The organism is Kribbella amoyensis (assembly GCF_007828865.1).
Lineage (GTDB): Bacteria > Actinomycetota > Actinomycetes > Propionibacteriales > Kribbellaceae > Kribbella > Kribbella amoyensis.
Genome location: NZ_VIVK01000002.1, coordinates 387,110 through 405,141, shown reverse-complemented (window position 1 = coordinate 405,141; position 18,032 = coordinate 387,110). Strand labels below are relative to the sequence as shown.

The 18,032-nt window shown below is 69.3% G+C and carries 16 protein-coding genes; 9 read left to right on the top strand and 7 right to left on the bottom strand.

From position 1 onward, the window contains the following. Positions 1–81: 81 nt before the first annotated feature. Positions 82–399, bottom strand: a complete 318-nt coding sequence (locus FB561_RS32175) for a twin-arginine translocase TatA/TatE family subunit (protein ID WP_145813804.1) — start codon at positions 397–399, stop codon at positions 82–84. Between the two features lie 53 nt (positions 400–452). Next, on the bottom strand, positions 453–644 hold the full coding sequence (locus FB561_RS32170) for a hypothetical protein (protein WP_145813803.1): 192 nt from the start codon (positions 642–644) through the stop codon (positions 453–455). Between the two features lie 117 nt (positions 645–761). Between FB561_RS32170 and FB561_RS32165 the strand changes: the two genes are divergently transcribed. Then, the gene (locus tag FB561_RS32165; protein ID WP_145813802.1) at positions 762–1,952 is read left to right on the top strand and encodes a winged helix DNA-binding domain-containing protein; all 1,191 of its coding nucleotides are present in this window, start codon (positions 762–764) and stop codon (positions 1,950–1,952) included. A 9-nt stretch (positions 1,953–1,961) separates the two neighbouring features. Here FB561_RS32165 and FB561_RS32160 read toward each other — a convergent pair whose 3' ends face one another. Next, entirely contained in the window at positions 1,962–2,939 is a 978-nt protein-coding gene (locus tag FB561_RS32160) for a helix-turn-helix transcriptional regulator (RefSeq protein WP_145813801.1), read from the bottom strand. After that, positions 2,936–3,898: a helix-turn-helix transcriptional regulator gene (locus FB561_RS32155; protein WP_145813800.1), complete on the bottom strand. Its 963-nt coding sequence runs from the start codon at positions 3,896–3,898 to the stop codon at positions 2,936–2,938. Before FB561_RS32155 ends, FB561_RS32160 begins: the two co-directional genes overlap by 4 nt. A gap of 90 nt (positions 3,899–3,988) precedes the next feature. Between FB561_RS32155 and FB561_RS32150 the strand changes: the two genes are divergently transcribed. Together FB561_RS32150 and FB561_RS32145 are read left to right on the top strand one after the other, a co-directional pair. Next, on the top strand, positions 3,989–5,089 hold the full coding sequence (locus tag FB561_RS32150) for a DUF3866 family protein (protein WP_145813799.1): 1,101 nt from the start codon (positions 3,989–3,991) through the stop codon (positions 5,087–5,089). 31 nt (positions 5,090–5,120) lie between these two features. Further along, entirely contained in the window at positions 5,121–5,597 is a 477-nt protein-coding gene (locus FB561_RS32145) for a hypothetical protein (RefSeq protein ID WP_145813798.1), read from the top strand. A 78-nt stretch (positions 5,598–5,675) separates the two neighbouring features. Here FB561_RS32145 and FB561_RS32140 read toward each other — a convergent pair whose 3' ends face one another. Continuing rightward, positions 5,676–6,623, bottom strand: coding sequence for an FKBP-type peptidyl-prolyl cis-trans isomerase (locus FB561_RS32140; RefSeq protein WP_145813797.1), 948 nt, complete (start codon positions 6,621–6,623; stop codon positions 5,676–5,678). Positions 6,624–6,923: 300 nt separating this feature from the next. On the opposite strand from FB561_RS32140, the gene FB561_RS32135 reads away from it, so the two are divergent. From FB561_RS32135 to FB561_RS32110, 6 genes are all read left to right on the top strand, one after another. Beyond that, positions 6,924–8,804, top strand: coding sequence for an ABC transporter substrate-binding protein (locus FB561_RS32135; RefSeq protein ID WP_170284906.1), 1,881 nt, complete (start codon positions 6,924–6,926; stop codon positions 8,802–8,804). A gap of 69 nt (positions 8,805–8,873) precedes the next feature. Then, a complete protein-coding gene (locus FB561_RS32130; RefSeq protein WP_145813795.1) occupies positions 8,874–9,941 on the top strand; it encodes an ABC transporter permease in 1,068 nt (355 codons plus the stop codon). After that, positions 9,938–10,789 carry an ABC transporter permease gene (locus tag FB561_RS32125; protein WP_145813794.1) on the top strand — a complete coding sequence of 284 codons (852 nt, stop codon included), beginning with the start codon at positions 9,938–9,940 and terminating at the stop codon, positions 10,787–10,789. Before FB561_RS32130 ends, FB561_RS32125 begins: the two co-directional genes overlap by 4 nt. Before the next feature lie 5 nt (positions 10,790–10,794). Further along, the gene (locus FB561_RS32120) at positions 10,795–11,808 is read left to right on the top strand and encodes an ABC transporter ATP-binding protein (RefSeq protein WP_170284905.1); all 1,014 of its coding nucleotides are present in this window, start codon (positions 10,795–10,797) and stop codon (positions 11,806–11,808) included. Next, a complete protein-coding gene (locus FB561_RS32115; RefSeq protein ID WP_145813792.1) occupies positions 11,805–12,821 on the top strand; it encodes an ABC transporter ATP-binding protein in 1,017 nt (338 codons plus the stop codon). Before FB561_RS32120 ends, FB561_RS32115 begins: the two co-directional genes overlap by 4 nt. Positions 12,822–12,830: 9 nt before the next feature. Beyond that, entirely contained in the window at positions 12,831–13,043 is a 213-nt protein-coding gene (locus FB561_RS32110) for a hypothetical protein (protein WP_145813791.1), read from the top strand. A gap of 246 nt (positions 13,044–13,289) precedes the next feature. On the opposite strand, the gene pafA is transcribed toward FB561_RS32110, so the two are convergent. Both pafA and FB561_RS32100 read right to left on the bottom strand, forming a co-directional pair. Then, positions 13,290–14,651, bottom strand: a complete 1,362-nt coding sequence (pafA, locus tag FB561_RS32105) for a Pup--protein ligase (RefSeq protein WP_145813790.1) — start codon at positions 14,649–14,651, stop codon at positions 13,290–13,292. Between the two features lie 64 nt (positions 14,652–14,715). After that, positions 14,716–17,964: an AfsR/SARP family transcriptional regulator gene (locus tag FB561_RS32100; protein WP_145813789.1), complete on the bottom strand. Its 3,249-nt coding sequence runs from the start codon at positions 17,962–17,964 to the stop codon at positions 14,716–14,718. Positions 17,965–18,032 lie beyond the last annotated feature (68 nt).

The following is an 18,032-nucleotide window of genomic DNA, read 5'->3' as shown; positions in this document are numbered from 1 at the left end:
GTCCTTCGGGCGGCGCTCTTTCCGCCGTCCGAGCTTCACAACTGTCACTGCCTCACCATCGTCACAGGTGGTGAGCCCGGCTCAGTTGGCGGTGTGCGTGGGCGGCTGACCGTCGCCGGGCGCCTGGCCGTTGGCCTGGTTCGGCTGCGCGGCCGGCTGGGCGGCCTGCTGGGTCGGCTGCTGCTGGACCTGCTGCTGGGCGGAGGGCTGGCTGGTGCCTTCGGTCAGCTCGGCGTCCTTCTTCTTGTTGCCAGGGCCGACCTCCTCCTCCCAGATCTTCTTCGAGCGACCCAGCTGCTTCACCAGGGTGGGCAGCTTGGCCGAACCGAACAGCAGGACGACGATCGCCAGGATGACGAGCCACTCTGCGCCCTGAGGCATACCGATGAGCGGGGCCATGAGGTTCTCCCTTTCACAACTGATGGTGGCTCTACGTTGAGACTGGCCGAATACTACGCCCGGGACCGCACAGTCGGGCCGGTCCGTCCGGATCCGGTCGTCGACTGGGCCGTCTCGAGCTTCGTCTGGGCAGCGGCCAGCTCACGCGTCAGTGCCTTGGTCTGGCCCCACAACTTCTTCGCGAGCAGGGCGAGCACGAGCAGCCACACCGCCACGACGCCGAGGAAGAGCAGGAACCAATACATACCCGGAGCCTATCCGGTCCGCGGCCCCGGCCCACGCCCCAAGTGTGTTCCGGCCGCCAACGCTGTCGGAACGTGATGGTAAGAATTGGTTTCCGGCGGGACGAGTGAGGGGTACGGATGCTGCGGATCGAGGTCGCCGAACGGCGTACCAGGCTGGGGCGGCGGCACAGACTGGCGCCGTCGAGCCGGGCCGCCGACGCGGTGCAGGCGACCGAGTCGCTGGTGGTGCTGCACGCGACGGATCCGGCCACCGTGCACCTGTCGGTCGCAGCGCGCGTGCCAGGCAGTGATGTGACGACCACGGAGAGTGCGCTCTACGACGATCGCGCGCTGATCCGCATGCTCGGGATGCGGCGGACGGTGTTCGTCGCGCCGACACCGTTCGCCCCGGTCATCCAGGCGGCCTGTACCGACGACATCGCGGTCAAGCAACGCAAGCTGCTGGTCAAGCACCTCACCGAGGCCGGTGTCTCCCCGGACGCCGACGGCGCCGGCCGCTGGTTGCGCGCGGTCGAGGAGTCCACCGCGACCGCGCTCACCCTGCGCGGATCGGCCACCGCCCAGGAGCTCTCCCAGGACGAGCCGCGGCTGCGGACCAGGCTCGCGATGGCGACCGGCAAGTCGTACGCCGCACAGCCGTACGTGACCAGCCGGGTGCTCTTCCAGCTCGCTGCCGAGGGCCGCATCGTCCGCGGCCGGCCGTTGGGGACGTGGCTCAGCGGCCAGCACCAGTGGTCCCCCGCGGAGAAGTGGCTGCCCGGCGGCCTCGGTGACAAGCCGCCCGCGGACGAGGCGCGGGCGCGGCTCGCGCGGGCCTGGCTGGACTCGTTCGGCCCGGGCACACTCGCGGATCTGCAGTGGTGGAGCGGCTGGACCCTGGGCCAGACCAGGAAGGCGCTGAAGGAGGTCGAGGCGGTCGAGGTCGACCTGGACGGCACGGTCGGCTACGTGCTGCCCGGAGACGAGGCGCCGGAGGTCGAGGTGGAGCCGTGGGTCGCGTTCCTGCCGTCGCTCGACCCGACCCCGATGGGCTGGAAGGACCGCGGCTGGTATCTCGGCGAGCACAAGAGCCGGCTGTTCGATCAGACCGGCAACATCGGCCCGACCGTGTGGGCCGACGGCCGCATCGTCGGCGGCTGGGGGCAGCCCGAGTCCGGCGAGGTGCGGTTCCAGTTGCTGGAGGACGTCGGCGCCGAGACCGCGGACCAGATCGAGGCGGAGGCCGGCCGCTGGACCAGCTGGCTGGCCGGGGTCCGGGTCACCCCGCGGTTCCGCTCGCCGCTGGAGAAGATCCTCAGCCAGGGCTGAGGATCCGGCTCAGAGCGTGTCGTCGTACGCGGAGAGCGCCTCGCGGGCCGTTGTCGCGATCTGGTCTCCGAGGTCGGCCGGTTCCAGGACGGTCGCGGTGCCACCGAGGCGCAGCACGAGCCGCTGCAGCCAAGCCGTGTCGGCCACCCGGAGCCGGATGACGAGCGAGCCGTCCGGGCCCTCCTCGACCGACTCGGTCGGGTAGTACTCCGCGACCCAGCGGGCCGGCGGAGCGAGCTGGACGGTCGCCAGCAGGTCGCACTCGGACGGCTGGAACATCCCGTTCGACAGGTCCCGCGGGGTCGCCTCGGGCGGCGGCTCGCTCGGCAGGTCGAGCAGCTTCACGGCGGCGATCCGGTCCAGCCGGAACAGCCGCACGTCCTCGGCCAGCCGGCACCACGCCTCGAGGTACGACCGGCCCTCGGACACGACCAGCCGCATCGGGTCCACGTCGCGCTCGGTGGTCTCGTCGCGCGACGGCACGTCGTACGTCAGGTGCAGCCGTTGCCGCCCGGCCAGTGCGCGGTTCACCGTCTCGGCGATCGCGGGGTCCGCCGGCTCGACGTGGACGTGCGCGGCCGCGCCCTCCCCCGCCGCGGCCGCCTCACCGGCGGCGCTCTCCAGCTTGGCGATCGCGCGGTCGACGGCATCGCGGTCCGGGCCGCCGGTGACCTCGCGCAACGTGCGCAGCGCGGTCAGCAGGGCGAGCGCCTCGTCCGCGGCCAGCCGGAGCGGGCGGGCCAGGTAGTCGGCGTTGTTGAGGTGGATGACGCCTTCGCCCTCGGCCGCGTCGATGTCGATCTCGATCAGGTCGCCCATCTGGGCCCCGGGCAGGCCGCAGAACCAGAGCACCTTGAGGTCGGCGATGATCTGCTTCGGCCGGACCCCGAACTCGGCGGCGACGTCGTCGACCCGGGCGCCGTCGTTCTCCCGCAGGTACGGCACCAGGGCGAGCAGCCGCTGGACCTGGTCACGCGCGTTGCTCATGCGGGCACCCCCGCCACCGACCGGAGCCGGCGCAGTACCCCGTCGAGCACGTCGCCGGGTCCTTCGACCACGGCCCCCGGACCGTACGACGCGATCTCCTCGGCGAGCACCTCGGCATCGGCGTACGGGACGTGCAGCAGGTCCCAGCCGTCCTCGTACGGCTCGATCGCGTTGGCCCGCCGGCGCAGGCTGACGCACGATCCGGTCCGGGCCCGGACCTTCGCCTCGGACGTCGGCCGCGGCGGCGCCAGCTCGGACACCAGCGAGCGCAGGTCGGTACCCTCCGGCACGGTGAACGCGCCCGGGCCGCCGACGGTGCGGACGTTGCCGCCGATCCGGGACAGCCGGAACATCCGGGTCGCCTCCCGGTCGCGGTCGCGGCCCACCACGTACCAGCGGCCGTGCCAGGACACGATGCCCCACGGCTCCAGGGTCCGCTTGGTCGCCTCGGCCGCACCGCTGCGGCGATGGTCGAACCGGACGGCGGTCCGGCTCACCACCGCGGACCACAGCGGGTCGAAGGCCGGCTCGGACGCGCCGACGTGCGGCTCGATCGCGCTCAGCGCCGACTGGTCGGTCTGGATCCCGGCCGCCTTCAGCTTGAGCACCGCCGACGTGGTCGCCTCGGCCAGGCTGGCGTGCTGCCAGACCCGGGCGGCGACACCGAGCACGGCGGCCTCGTCCGGTTCCAGGTGCACCTCGGGCAGTTCGAACACGTCGCGCCGGATCCGGTACCCGACGTCGTCGGAGAAGAACTTGTCGATGGTGCCCATCTCGATCGGGATGCCGAGGTCGCGCAGCTCGTCCTTGTCGCGCTCGAACATCTTCTCGAAGGCGTCGTCGGTCTGGCCGGCGTAGCCCTCGACCACCTCGCGGATCCGCTCCTTGGTCACGTAGGTGCGCGCGACCAGCAGGCAGATCACCAGGTTGAGCAACCGCTCACTCTTCCGCGCCGACACCCGACCACCTTACGGGGTGAGCAGTGCAAAACGCGTGCTGCGCGCCGAACATACATTCGGATGCTTCGGCGGGGCCGCTAAGGTCTGCGTGTGATCCGCTGGCGCGAAGGAATCGTGGCCGACCTGGGCAAGACCTGGGCGGGTGCGCAGGAACTGAGAGTGACCGTTGGCGAGCAGCTGGTCCGCGCGCTCGCCTACCCCGGCCTGGTCGGTACGCCGGTCGCCGGGGACCGCGTCCTGCTCAACGTGGGCGCCCTCGACCGCGGCCTCGGCACCGGTGGGTACGCGCTGGTCGTGGCGATCCCGGACCGGCTACCCGCGGATCCGCCCGAGACGGGCCACCTGGTGAAGGCGCGGTACACGCCGTTGCAGGCGATGGTGCTCGGCGCCGACGAGCAGGACTCCCCCGACCACGACGTACTGCGCGACGCGGACGACCTCCTCGGGACGCCGGTCGTGGTGGCCGACCTGCATTCGGCGTTGCCTGCTGTGCTCGCTGGGGTGTTCGCCAAGCGCCCGGGCACGCGGGTGGTGTACGTGATGACCGACGGTGGTGCGCTGCCGCTCGCGTTCTCACGGACCGTGGCGTCGCTGCGGGACAGCGGCTGGCTGGGTGGGACGGTGACGGTCGGGCAGGCGTTCGGCGGTGACCGGGAGGCCGTGACGGTCCACACCGGCCTGCTGACCGCGGTTCACGTCCTCGCGGCCGAGGTCGTCGTCATCACGCAGGGCCCGGGCAACCTGGGGACCGGGACGCGCTGGGGTTTCTCCGGTGTCCAGTCCGGCGAGGCGGTCAACGCGATCGGTACGCTCGGCGGCCGGCCGGTGGCGTCGTTGCGGATCTCCGAGGCGGATCCGCGGCCACGGCATCGTGGGATCTCGCACCACAGCCTCACGGCGTACGGGCGGGTCGCGCTGCAGCCGGCGGACATCGTCGTCCCGGACCTGCCCGGGGAGTTCGGGGACGCGGTGCGCGATGCGGCCGAGCCGTTGAAGGCCCGGCACAAGGTGGTCCGCGTCGGGGTGGACGGGCTGTACGACGCGCTGCGGGAGACGCCGGTCAAGCTGTCCACGATGGGCCGCGACCTCGACGGCGACCGCGCGTACTTCGAGGCCGCCGCGGCCGCGGGCCGGTACGCCGCCGGCCTGGTGGACGTACCACCACCCGGATCGGGGTCCCAGTACTCCTGAATTCTCCGGCGCCCGGGCCGAGGCTTGGAGTATGGCTACCACCGATCGCACTCCCACCCTGCCCGACGTCCCCGGTGGACCGCCTGTCTCGGTCCGCGCCGCGACGACGGCGTGGTTCCTCGCGGTCGGTGCCGGGGTGGCTGAATCCGTCCTCGGCGCCGCCGGCTGGATCGCCGACGGGCGGCCAATCCTCGCCCTGGTCGCGCAGATCGCGCTGCGCACCATCGTGTACGGCGGACTCTTCCTGATCATCGACCGGTACTTCCGGCACGGCGTCCCCTGGTCGCGCTGGCTGCTGGCCGGGCTGCTCGGCGTCGTCGGGATGGCCAGTTTGCTGATCGGCCCGATCAGTTGGCTGACCAGCAACGGCGACTTCGGCAGGCTGGACCTGGACGCGTCGTTCCTCACCCTCGCCGCGCTCCGGGTCGTGCATGTGCTCGCTGTCGCCGGTGGAGTGGTGCTGATGTTCCTGCCCGACTCGAACCGGTGGTTCCGCCGGAAAGCTTGACCCTGCGGGCAGACGAAAGCGGCCGCGGCCCGGGAGGAGTACCTCGCCGGGGCCGCGGCCGCTTCGGTGCTGCTGCTCTTACTGGCCCGTCTGCTTCGGGGCCGGGAAGGCGTTCAGGATGTCGATCACGGCGAACGCGTTGACCGTCTTGCCCGCCTGGTCCTTCGACGCGGGCAGCTCGATCAGGACCCGGCTGCCGATCGGGACCCCGACCAGGCCGTCGAGCGCGCCGGCCTCACCCTTCGGACCCGGGCCGACCTGGAGCTGGTCGGTCGGGGCGCCCGGCTGACCCTGCTGGCCGTCCCAGGTGCTCGCCTGCTTCTTGCCGGTGTAGTCGAACACGACGTAGCGGCCGATCAGCTGGCTCTTCGGCTCGAGCGGCTTGCCCTTGCCGGTGGCGATCACGACCGGCTTGCCCGGCTTCGCCGGCGGCTTGGTCCCGGCCGGCACCGTCACCTTCGGCTCGGCGTTCAGCTCGCCGGTGACCTTGAACTTCGTCGGCGCCGAAGCGGCCGGGGTGGCGTCCAGCGGCGTGTTGTTCGCGGCCGCGCCCACCAGGTCGACGACGAAGATCAGGGTGTCGTCACCCTTGATCCCGGCCTCCTCGTTGCCCTTCTCCTTGTAGCCCTTGTCGGACGGGATGCTCAGCAGCACCCGGCTGCCGATCTTCTTCCCGACCAGGCCCTCGTCCCAGCCGTCGATGACCCCGCCGACCCCGATCGGGAACGACGCCGGCGCACCCCGGTCGTAGGAGTTGTCGAACACCTTGCCGTCGCGCCAGATCTGGCCCAGGTAGTTCGCGGTGAGCAGGTCGCCCTTCTTCACCTCGGCGCCGTCGCCCTCCTTGAGGACCTCGGTCACCAGCGTCTTGTCGGGGTCACCCTCACGGTGGCTGACGGTCGGCTTCTGGCCGAACTCCGACTCGACCTTGACCCCGGCCTGACCGAAGTCGCCATCTCCGGAGCCGCAGGCGGCCAGGGAAGACCCCAGCACCAGCATTGCGACCACACTCAACAGCTTGCGCACGAACGAGCACCTCGAAATATCCCGGCGCGGACGGCCCGCGCCTTGCTGGACGGCCAGATGAACGCCGCCCACCCTATCGGGCACGACCAAGCCCCGGATCGGCCACCGGCGTCACCGTTCGGTCACGTCACGCAACGTCGACAGCCGCGGTCCGGCCGCCGGTACCGGCGTCACGATGGCCGTTCTGCGAACAATCGTGTCCGTTTCGCGAACACCATACTTTCCCCATCCTCTTTACTAAATCGCTCTACCTCGACAAGATCAGGACCGGACGCCCCGCCAAGGTCGAGAGGATCGACAATGATGTTGCCGCGAGTGATCTGTCGCGCCGGAAAGCGCTTGCTAGCCCTGGTCTCGGCCTGCCTGGTGGTCACGTTGGTGGCTGCCTGTACCGCAGGCACGGCGGGCGGAGGAAACTCCGCCGGGAACGCCGGCGGCACCGACGCCGCGGCGGGCGACTCCAGCAAGTTCCTCACGTTCTTCCCCTGCTGCAGCTGGGGTACGACGTGGTCCTACAACCCGTACAACGTGAACCAGCTCGGCATCCAGAACGACTTCATCTCGATGCGGCTGGCCCTGGTGAAGTCGCCGAGCCTGACCGAGTTCGTCCCGCAGCTGGCCGACAAGTGGGCGGTCGAGAACGGCAAGCTCAACGTCCACCTGCGCGACGACGCGAAGTGGCAGGACGGCACTCCGGTGACGAGCAAGGACCTGCACGACACCGCCATCCTGAACGGGCTGCGCGGCGACGGCTTCTGGAACGACATCACCGGCGTCGACATCGTGGACGAGAAGACGGTCGCCTTCACCCTCAAGGAAGGCCAGCCGGAGTCGCTGGCGAAACTGGACATCCTGAACTCGATCCGCCCGTACCCGTCCAGCGTGTACGGCCGGATCGTCACCGACGCGCTGAAGCAGGACGTGATCAAGTACTTCCGCACACTGCAGCAGAATCCGGAGCAGGCCGCGAAGCTGCCCGAGTCCAAGCGGATGGGCGACGCGTTCAAGGACCTGGCCGCGATGAAGGTCGACAAGTTGATCGGCAACGGGCCGTTCAAGCTGGAGAACATCACCACCAAGGAAGCCAAGCTGGTCAAGTGGGCCGACTTCTGGGACGCGGCCAAGATCAAGTTCGCCGGCATCCGGTACCTGAACGGGTCCACGCAGACCGTCTACCCGCAGTTGTTCAGCGGCAACGTGCACCTGTCCAACGTGTACATGCCGCCGCCGATCCTCAACCGCTGGAAGACGACCCCCGAGTCCAACACGGCTCTCCCGCTCGGGTTCGGGTTCGCCATGGTCTTCAACAGCAACCAGAAGCCGCTCGACTCCAAAGCGGTCCGTCAGGCCCTCGCGTCCGTGATTCCGAGGCAGCAGATCAGCGAGGCGGCCTACGGCACCGACGACGCGGCCGGTGGGACCTGGAAGGAAGTCAACACGGGCATCTCACCGACGCTCGAGGAGATCTACCTCAAGCCGGATCAGCTCGGGAAGCTGAACAAGTACCCGGTCGACCTGGCCAAGGCGACCGCACTGCTGCAGGGCGAGGGCTTCACCAAGAAGGGCGATCAGTGGATCAAGCCGGACGGCAAACCGTTCACGATCACCTTCACGGCCAACGCCGAGACCACCGACATCGTCACCTCGTTCAACTCCGCGGCCAAGGCACTGACCGCGTTCGGGATCAAGTCCGAGGTGAACGCGACCTCTGGGGCGCAGCAGGACGCCGATCAGCACAACGGCGACTTCCAGGTCGGCATGGCGTTCGTCGGTGGCAGCAACCCGCTCGCGATGTACAACTTCCTGCTCGGCCCGGGCTACAACTTCACGCGTCAGGGCAACTACGCCGGCAAGCGCGGGATCGGGTTCGGCCCGAAGAAGAACGTTCCTGGTCTCGGTGAGGTCGACCTGGCCAGCACCATCGACCAGCAGGTCCGCACGGTCGAACCGGGCGACGAGATGAACAAGCAGGTGTGGAACTGGGCGCAGCTGATCAACGAAGAGGTGCCCTACATCTGGTACGCGACCAAGGTCTACCAGTTCCCCTTCTCCACCAAGGAGTTCACGAACTGGCCGCCCCTGGGCGAGAACAAGAGCAGTGAACTCTGGGACATCATCAGCGCGGACATGAACGGTGGCCTCTCGCTGGCGATGCAGCAGGGCTACATCACGCCCAAGTAGTCCTTCACTGTCCGGACGGCACCCGCACGCGGGTGCCGTCCGGAACTGCCCCGACCCCGGAAGGCGCTGATGGTTTCCTACATCCTGAAACGACTGGCGATGTCGTTGCTGATCATCTACATCGTCGTTTCCCTGTCGTTCTTCATGATCCGGCTGATGCCCGGCAACCCGATGGCGGCTCTGGAGGCCCAGCTGCGGATGCAGGGCGGCCTGAGCGAGGTCGAGATCCAGCAACGGATCAACGCCGTCTACAGCGTGACGCCGGACGCGCCGGTCTGGGAGCAGTACCTGCGGTACGTGTGGGGCGCGGTCCGTGGCGACCTCGGCCGCCCGATCACCAACCCGGGCACCACCGTGGTGGCGGTGATCGCCGAGGCCTTGCCCTGGACGATCATGGTGGTGGCGGTGTCGCTGATCATCAGCTTCGTCATCGGGATCGCGGTCGGGGCGATGATGGCCGCCTTCCAGAACAGCCGGTTCTCCCAGGCGGTCACGTTCGTCGTCTCCTTCCTGAGCGCCGTTCCGAGCTATCTGGTGGCGATCGCGCTGCTCTACGTCCTGACCAGCGTCTATCAGGTGTTTCCGTCCGGTGGTGCCTACGGAGTCGATGTCACGCCGGGCTTCAACGGCCCGTACCTGGTGAGCGTGCTCTACCACTCCGTGCTGCCGATCGCCGCGTCGGTGATCACGTCGTTCGGCGGATGGGCGCTGGGCATGAAGGGCAGCGCGGTCTCGGTGCTCGGCGCGGAGTACGTCCGGGCGGCCGAGGCGCGCGGACTGAGCGATCGCCGGATCACCCAGTCCTACGTCGGACGCAACTCGATGCTGCCGATGGTGACCCAACTGGCCCTGTCGGTGGGCTTCATGTTCGGCGGGTCGGTGTTCATCGAGACCTACTTTCAGTACCCGGGCATCGGGTTCTACATGATCCAGTCGGTCGGCCAGCGCGACTACTCGCTGATGATGGGCTGCTTCGTGCTGATCACGGTGTCGGTGATCATCACCAATCTCCTGGTCGACCTGCTCTACCCGCTGGTCGACCCGCGGATCGCCAATCCGGCCGCCCGCGCCCGCGCGGCCGACCAGCCCGCCGACCCCGATCAGGAAGTACTGCCGGCAGGAGGTTCGATGGCATGAGATTCCTCAGCGACCTGTGGCGGATTCTGCGCCACGACAAGGGGGCCCTGATCGGCGGCGCGATCGTGCTGATCTACTGCCTGGCGGCGATCTTCGGCCCGATGTTCGTCGAGGTGGGCAACGAGCAGGACGCGAGCCAGGCCTACCTGGCTCCGTCATGGCAGCACCCGCTCGGCACCGACTCCCTCGGTCAGGGGGTGCTGTCCCAGATCATCGTGGGCACCCGGCCGATCATGATCGTCGGCGTGCTGTCCGCGGTCATCACAGTGTTCGTCGGCGTGGCGATCGGCCTGCTGACCGGGTACGTCGGCGGAGTGGCCGACACGGTCATCATGCGCATCACCGACATCTTCCTCACGATCCCCGGCCTGCCGCTGATCATCGTGCTCGCCAGCGTGATCAACACGACCAACCCGGTCGTGCTGGCCTTCATCCTGTCGATCACCGCCTGGGCAGGCCTGGCCCGGGCGATCAGGTCCCAGGCCATGAGCCTGCGGAGCAGGGAGTTCGTCGAAGCCGCCAAGCTGCAGGGCGTCTCGCTCGGCAACATGGTCGGCCGGCAACTGCTGCCGAACGTCGGGCCGTACGTCGCGATCCACTTCCTGCTGGCCATCACCGGGGCCATCTACGCCTCCGTGGGCCTGTTCCTGCTCGGCATCGCGCCGATCAGCGGCAACAACTGGGGCATCATGATCAACCTGGCGATGGCCCAAGGAGCGTTGTACACCACCGACAGCGCGTTCTACCTGTTCTCCCCGATGGCCGCGATCGTCATCCTGCAGGTGGCGTTCGTGTTCTTCTCCCGCGCGCTCGACAGCGTGTTCAACCCGAGGCTGCGTGTCCAGTGAACAACGTGCACAGCGAAGCGCAGACCCTGCTCGAGATCGACGACCTGACGGTCGCCTTCGGCGACGGCGCCGGCTCGGTGCGCGCCGTCGAGAACGTCACCCTCTCGGTCGCCGCCGGTGAGATCTACGCCCTGGTCGGTGAGTCGGGCTGTGGCAAGTCCACCCTGGCGTACTCGATGTTGCAGATCGTGCCGCAGCCCGGCCGGGTGATCGGCGGCGAGGTCAGGTTCCGCGGACGTGGCATGGTCGCGATGTCGAAGCGCGAGCTCAACGCCCTGCGCGGTGCCGAACTGGCGATGGTCTTCCAGGGCGCGATGAACGCGTTCAACCCGGTCGTGACCATCGGCGCTCAGGTGGACCACATCCTGCAGGCCCATCCCGAGGTGTTCCCCGATCCGAAGGAGGGCCGCAAACACTTCGAGCACCTGCTCGAACTCGTCCAGCTCCCACCGAAACGGATCTGGAAGGCGTTCGAGAGCCAGCTGTCCGGCGGGATGAAGCAGCGGGTGGCGATTGCCGTCGCCTTGCTGCTGAAGCCGTCCGTGGTGATTCTCGACGAGCCGACCACGGCCCTGGACGTGCTCAACCAGCGTCTGGTGATCGACATCCTCAAGGATCTTCATCGCGACCTCGGGGTGACGATCGTCTTCGTCACGCACGATCTTGCGGTCGTCGCCGAGGTGGCCACCCGAGTCGCGGTGATGTACGCCGGGCGTCTGGTGGAGACCGGGACGGTCGAGGAGATCTTCAAGGCCGAACGCCGTCATCCGTACGTCGAGGCGCTGATCAACGCGATCCCGAGCGTGCTGGACGCCGGCCTCACGGTCCGGCCGATCGGCGGCGCGGTGCCGAATCTCGCCGATCTGCCGGCCGGGTGCCGGTTCGCTCCGAGGTGCCGGTCGGCGGAGGACCTCTGCCGGCACACCGAACCCCCACTGCTCGGCGACGGTGGTGGCCACCTCGTGGCCTGCCACGTCGCGAATCGCGACGTCGTACCGATGGAGGTGTCGAAGGCATGAGCCTGCTCGACGTGCGGAACGTGACGCACACCTACGACACCGGCACCGGCAAGCCGGTCCTGCACAACGTCGACCTGTCCACCGACGAGGGCGAGATCGTGGCCCTGGTGGGCGAGTCCGGCTGTGGCAAGACCACGTTGGGCCGGCTGATCGCCGGATTGCACGAACCCAGCAGCGGCAGCATTTCCTTCGAGGGCAGCGATATCGCGAGTCTCAAGGGCAAGCAGCGCACGGACTGGCGGCGCCGTGTCCAGATGGTGCACCAGGATCCGTACGGTTCGCTGAACCCGGGACTGACCATCGGCAGTACGCTGGCGCCGGGCCTCCTGCGGCACAAGCTGGCGAATCGCCGTACCGTCCAGGCGGAGATGATCAAGCTGTTGCAGCAGGTCGGGCTGGACGCCACGCCGGCGTTCCTGCAGCGGTACCCGCACCAGTTGTCCGGTGGCCAGCGGCAGCGGGTGTCGATCGCCCGGGCGATCAGTCTGCAGCCGAAGCTGATCGTCGCCGACGAGGTGACCAGCATGCTGGACGTGTCGATGCGGGTCGCGATCCTCGACCTGTTGCTCTCGTTCCAGCGCGACCGTGGCATCGGGTTCGTGTTCATCAGCCACGACTTCGGGGTGGTCCGGTACTTCGCGCAGGGCGGGCGCATCGCGGTCATGTTCTACGGCCATATCGTCGAAGAGGGCCCGGTCGAGGAGCTGATCAAGACCCCCAGCCACCCGTACACGCACATGCTGCTCCAGGCGATCCCCGTCCCGGACCCGGTGCTGGTGCGCAAACGGGACGCGGAGGGCGGCGGCTCCGAGCGTCTGGCCGGCGAGCCCGCGACGAAGGGCTGCGTCTTCTCCAACCGGTGTCCGCTGGTTCAGGACGTCTGCCGCAAGGAGGCTCCGCCGCTGGTGGACATCGGCGCGGGGCACCGGACCGCCTGCTTCTTCCACGACGAGATCCCGCCGCTGAAGCACCTCGCCGCCGACGAGGCGAGCCCGCAACCGGCGCGATCGTAGGGTACGACCATGACAAGGACGGCGGCCAGGGTGCTGCTGCGGATCGGCATCGGTCTGCTGATCATGTCGCTGCTGATCCGGCCGGCGATCCAGACCCCGCACGGGATGATGGGTGACAACCTCGCCATCATCGCCTGCCTGGCGCTGATCCTCACCGCGGCGCTCGGGATGAAGTTCGCACCCGACGAACAGCCCGGCAGGAAGCGCCACGGCGACGAGTGACGTCTGCCCACGCCGTCCCCGGGGCCACAGCGAGCAGGCACAACCCGACCCCGCGCCTGTCCCCGGTGCGTTCCGTGGGTTAACCCACAAGGTCGATGGTTGGCCCACGGAAATTCCGTTGGCCAACCAGCAACTTGCCGGGTTAACCCACCAAACGCGGCGGCGGGCGGCGGCGGGAGGGGGGTTGGCGGAGCGGCAGCGCGGAGCGGGGGCGCCGGGCGGGGGCGCTGGGGGTTGGGGCGGGGGTCACATGCTCGCGATCAGCTTCTCCACGCGCTCGTCGTGCGACTTGAACGGGTCCTTGCACAGCACCGTGCGCTGCGCCTGGTCGTTCAGCTTCAGGTGCACCCAGTCGACCGTGAAGTCGCGGCGCCGCTCCTGGGCCCGCTTGATGAACTCGCCGCGCAGCCGCGCCCGGGTCGTCTGCGGTGGCACCGACTTCGCCTCGAAGATGCGGACGTCGTCCACCACCCGCGTGACGGCGCCCTTGCGCTCGAGCAGGTAGTACAGACCTCGCGGCCGGTGGATGTCGTGGTACGCCAGGTCGAGCTGGGCGACCCGGGGGCTGGCCAGGCCGAGGTTGTTCTGGGCCCGGTAGCGCTCGATCAGGCGGTACTTGATCACCCAGTCGATCTCGCGCTCGATGCCGGACAGGTCGCCGGACTCGATCGCCTTCAGCGTCCGCTCCCACAGCGACAGAGCGCGCTCCACCGCGGGGGTACCGAGCTCGCGGCGGTCGACGAAGTCGCGGGCCTTGGACAGGTACTCGCCCTGGATGTCGAGGGCGCTCGCCTCCCGGCCGTTGGCCAGCCGGACCTCGCGGCGGCCGGTCATGTCGTGGCTGATCTCGCGGATGGCGCGGATCGGGTTGTCCAGGGTGAGGTCGCGCATCACGATGCCGGCCTCGATCATCCGCAGCACCAGGTCGGTACTGGCGACCTTGAGCAGCATCGTGGTCTCGGACATGTTCGAGTCGCCGACGATCACGTGCAGCCGGCGGAACCGCTCGGCGTCCGCGTGCGGCTCGTCGCGGGTGTTGATGATCGGGCGGGACCTGGTGGTCGCGCTGGAAACGCCTTCCCAGATGTGCTCGGCGCGCTGGGACACCGAGTACACCGCGCCCCGCGGCGTCTGCAGCACCTTGCCGGCGCCACAGATCAGCTGGCGGGTGACCAGGAACGGGATCAGCACGTCGGCCAGCTTGGCGAAGTCGCCGTGCCGGCTGACCAGGTAGTTCTCGTGGCAGCCGTAGCTGTTGCCGGCCGAGTCGGTGTTGTTCTTGAACAGGTAGACGTCGCCGAAGATGCCCTCGTCGTGCAGCCGCTTCTGGGCGTCCACGAGCAGCCCTTCGAGGATCCGCTCGCCGGCCTTGTCGTGCGCGATCAGGTCGGTGACCGAGTCGCACTCGCCGGTCGCGTACTCCGGATGGGAGCCCACGTCGAGATAGAGCCGGGCCCCGTTGCGGAGGAAGACGTTACTGCTCCGCCCCCAGGACACGACGCGCCGAAACAGGTACCGCGCCACCTCGTCGGGGGTCAGTCGGCGCTGGCCCCGGAAGGTACACGTGACGCCGTACTCGTTCTCCAGACCGAAGATTCGCCGGTTCACATCCACCACAGTACGGCCCCGCTCCGACATTTTGAGCCGGTCTCAGGCGCGCCGTTCGTCAGCGTTACCCCTTCGATGTCATCCGGACACCGTCCGGGACCGGCACCGTGGTGAGGCTGTCGCGGACCGCGGCCGCTTCGGGAGAGCCGAACTCCTCGAACATCGAGAGCGCTTTCCGCAGGTGCGCCTCGTCCGCGCGGGCCTCCCCGAGGACGTGGTGAGCCCGGGCCGTCCCGAGGAAGAACTCGGTCTCCCGCTGGATCGCCAGGGCCTGCTCACCGGCCTCGATCGCGGCCTCCGGCCGGCCGAGTTCCAGCAGCACGCGGGCGAGAACGACGAGCGCCTCACCCTCGTGCATCCGGTCCACGCCGTCGGCCAGCTCGATCGCCGTCCGCGCGTTCGCCTCGGCCGCGTCCAGCCGGCCCTCGGCCAGGTCGACGTGCGCCAGCCCGCGGATCGCGTGGGTGCGGTACTCCTGCAGCAGTTCCGACCCGGCCAGCTCGGCTGCCAGCTCGAACTCGGCCCGCGCCCGGGCGTGGTCCCCGGCGGCCAGGTGACAGAAGCCGAGTTCGTTGTGGGTGTGACTCTGCAACCGCGGCAGCGAGAGTTCGTCGGACCGGCGGCCGGACCGGGTCAGCAGGTCGAGCGCTTCGGCCAGCCGGCCGGTGTCGCGGTACCAGCTCCCGCGAACGTAGCCGAACGCGCACCGTCTGGCATCGTCGTGCAGTTGCTCGACCAGCTGCTCGCCGCGCGCCAGCAACTCGTCCAGGCCGTCCAGCCGGCCGAGCGTGATCCGCCCGTGCGACACGTTCATCAGGCCGGCCAGGGCCAGCGACGGCAGGTCGTCGGCGAGCTCGACCATCCGCTCGTACGCCCGCACCGCGGCGCTGAGCTGGCCCTGGAGGAAGAGGGCGTTGCCGAGGTGCAGCAGGGTGAGCGCCTGACCCGTGGTGTCGCCGGCGCGTTCCTGGGTCGCCAACGCCTTGGTCAGGGAGTCGAACCCGGCGGCCGAGTCGCCGTTCCGATGCTGCACGACCCCGGCGACGTAGAGCGCGTAGCCCTCGATCGCGGCGGCTCCGGAGCCTTCGCCGGCCGCGATCATCTCGGCGATCCGCTCAGGGGAGATCGGCCGGCCCGCCGAGGTGTCCAACTGCTGGAGCTCACCGAGCGACAGCGCGATCGCCTGCTGGTCACCGGCGGCGCGGGCCGCGTCCACCACCACCTCCAACACCGACAGGACGTCGTTCAGATGGCCGCGGCGCTCCATGTCCGACACCACGCCCACCGCGAGATGCCAGCACCAGTGCACCGGGCCGTCGACAGCACACGCCCGGATCGCCGCGACGATGTTGTCGAACTCGGCGTGCAGCCACGCGACCGCCTCGCCCGCACCGTCGAAGCCGACCGCCGGTACCTCCGGCAGCGGCGGGCACGGTGGTTCGAGACGCCACGAGATGAGCAGGTCGGCAGCGGCGCCCCGGCCCCGGTAGTACCAGGTGTAGAGCCGGTTCAGCGCGTCGGCCCGCTCGGCCTCCGGCTCCTCGGTCAGGGCGCGCTGCTTGGCGTAGTCCTTCAGCAGGTCGTGGAACCGATAACGCCCCGCCGACAGGTCCTCCAGCAGATGCGCGTTGACCAGTACCCGGAGACCAGCTCGCGCTTCCTCGACCGTTGTCCCGGTCAAGGCGGCGATCGCGTCGATGGTGAAGTCCGGACCCGGGATCAGCCCGGCCAGCCGGAACAGCCGACGGGCACCGGGGACCAGGTGCCGGTACGAGAGGTCGAACGCGGTCCCGACCGCGGACTGTTCGTCGTCCTCCAACGCGAGAACGGTGAGCCGCTGGTCCCGGAGCTCGGCCAGGTAGTCGGCGACCGTGCGATGCGGTTCGTCCGCCAACTGCGCGGCCGCGATCCGCAGCGCGAGTGGGAGTCCCGCACACACCTCGATCAGCTCCGCGACGCTGTCCGGCTCGGCGGTGATCCGCTGCTCCCCGACAAGGCGTATCAGCAGCGCACGGGCGGTGTCGGCGTCAAGGGTGCCGAGGCTGATCCGCTCCGCGCCTTCCCGGGCGACGAGGCCGGACAACCTGTTCCGGCTGGTGACCAGCGTCAGGCAACCCGCGGCGGCCGGGAGCAGCGGACGTACCTGTTCGTTCGTGCCCGCGTTGTCCAGCAGGACCAGGAACTTCCGGCCGGCAAGCTGCGACCGGTACGCCGCGGTCGCGTCGGTGACCGTCTCGGGCACCCGTTCCGTACCGAGCCCGCGGAGCAGCTGACCCAACGCCTCCAACGGGTCCAGCGCCGGACCAGACGCGTGACCGCGGAGATCCACGTACAGCTGGCCGTCGCCGTACCGGTCGGCGACCTGGTGTGCGTAGTGGAGAGCGAGACCGGTCTTGCCGACACCGGCCATCCCGGTCAGCACCACCAGGCTGCCGGGACCGTCGGCCAGGACGGCCTCGTCCAGGTCGGACTGCTCCTGCTCACGGCCGAAGAACGCGCCCGGTGGTGGCGGCAACTGGGCCGGCTTCGGCGGTGCGGCGGACACCACGCGCACCGGTTCGGGTGCTGGGGCGTCGAGGCTCGGGTCCTCCGCACGGATCGCCTCGAAGAGTTCGCGCAGTTCGCGGCCGGGCTCGGTCCGCAACTCACGGGCCAGCCGCTGCCGCACGGCCCGGTACGTGACCTCGGCCCGGGACTGCCGGCCGGATCGGTACAGTGCCAGCATCAGCCGGCCGACGATCCGCTCCCGCAACGGATAGGCCGACACCAGTTCGGTCAGCTCGGGCACGATCTCGCGGGCCCGGCCCAGCGCGAGCTCGGCGTCGTAAAGCTCCTCGTACGCGACCATCCTTGCCTCGGACAACCTTCTCGCCTCCGGCCCGACCAGCTGCGCCTCGTCCACATCGGCGTACGGCGCCCCCCGCCACAACGCGAGCGCGTCCCGGAACCCGGTCACCGCACCCCGTAGGTCGCCGGCCTCGACCGCCGACCGGGCCGCGGCCTGCCGATCGGCGAAGGTGAACGCGTCGAACTCGGCCGGACCGACCGCCAGCTGATAACCACCGGGGACACCGCGCAGCCGATCCGGGCGGTCGAGCACCTGCCGGAGCCGGGACACGTGCACCTGGAGGCTGTTGGCCGGTCGCTGCGGACGGCCTGTCGCCCAGAGCGCCTCGGCCAGACTGTCGATGCCGACGGACCGATTCGCCCTGACCAGCAAGCAGGCCAGCAACGTCCGGCGCAGGTCCGAGACCGGCCCGGCGACCTCTTCCCCCTTGACCACCTGGACAGGCCCCAGTACCTGGAAACGCACATCCACCTCCCCGGTCGAGTCCCCATCATCGACGATCCACGGGGGCACGACCGGGGCATCACCCGAAA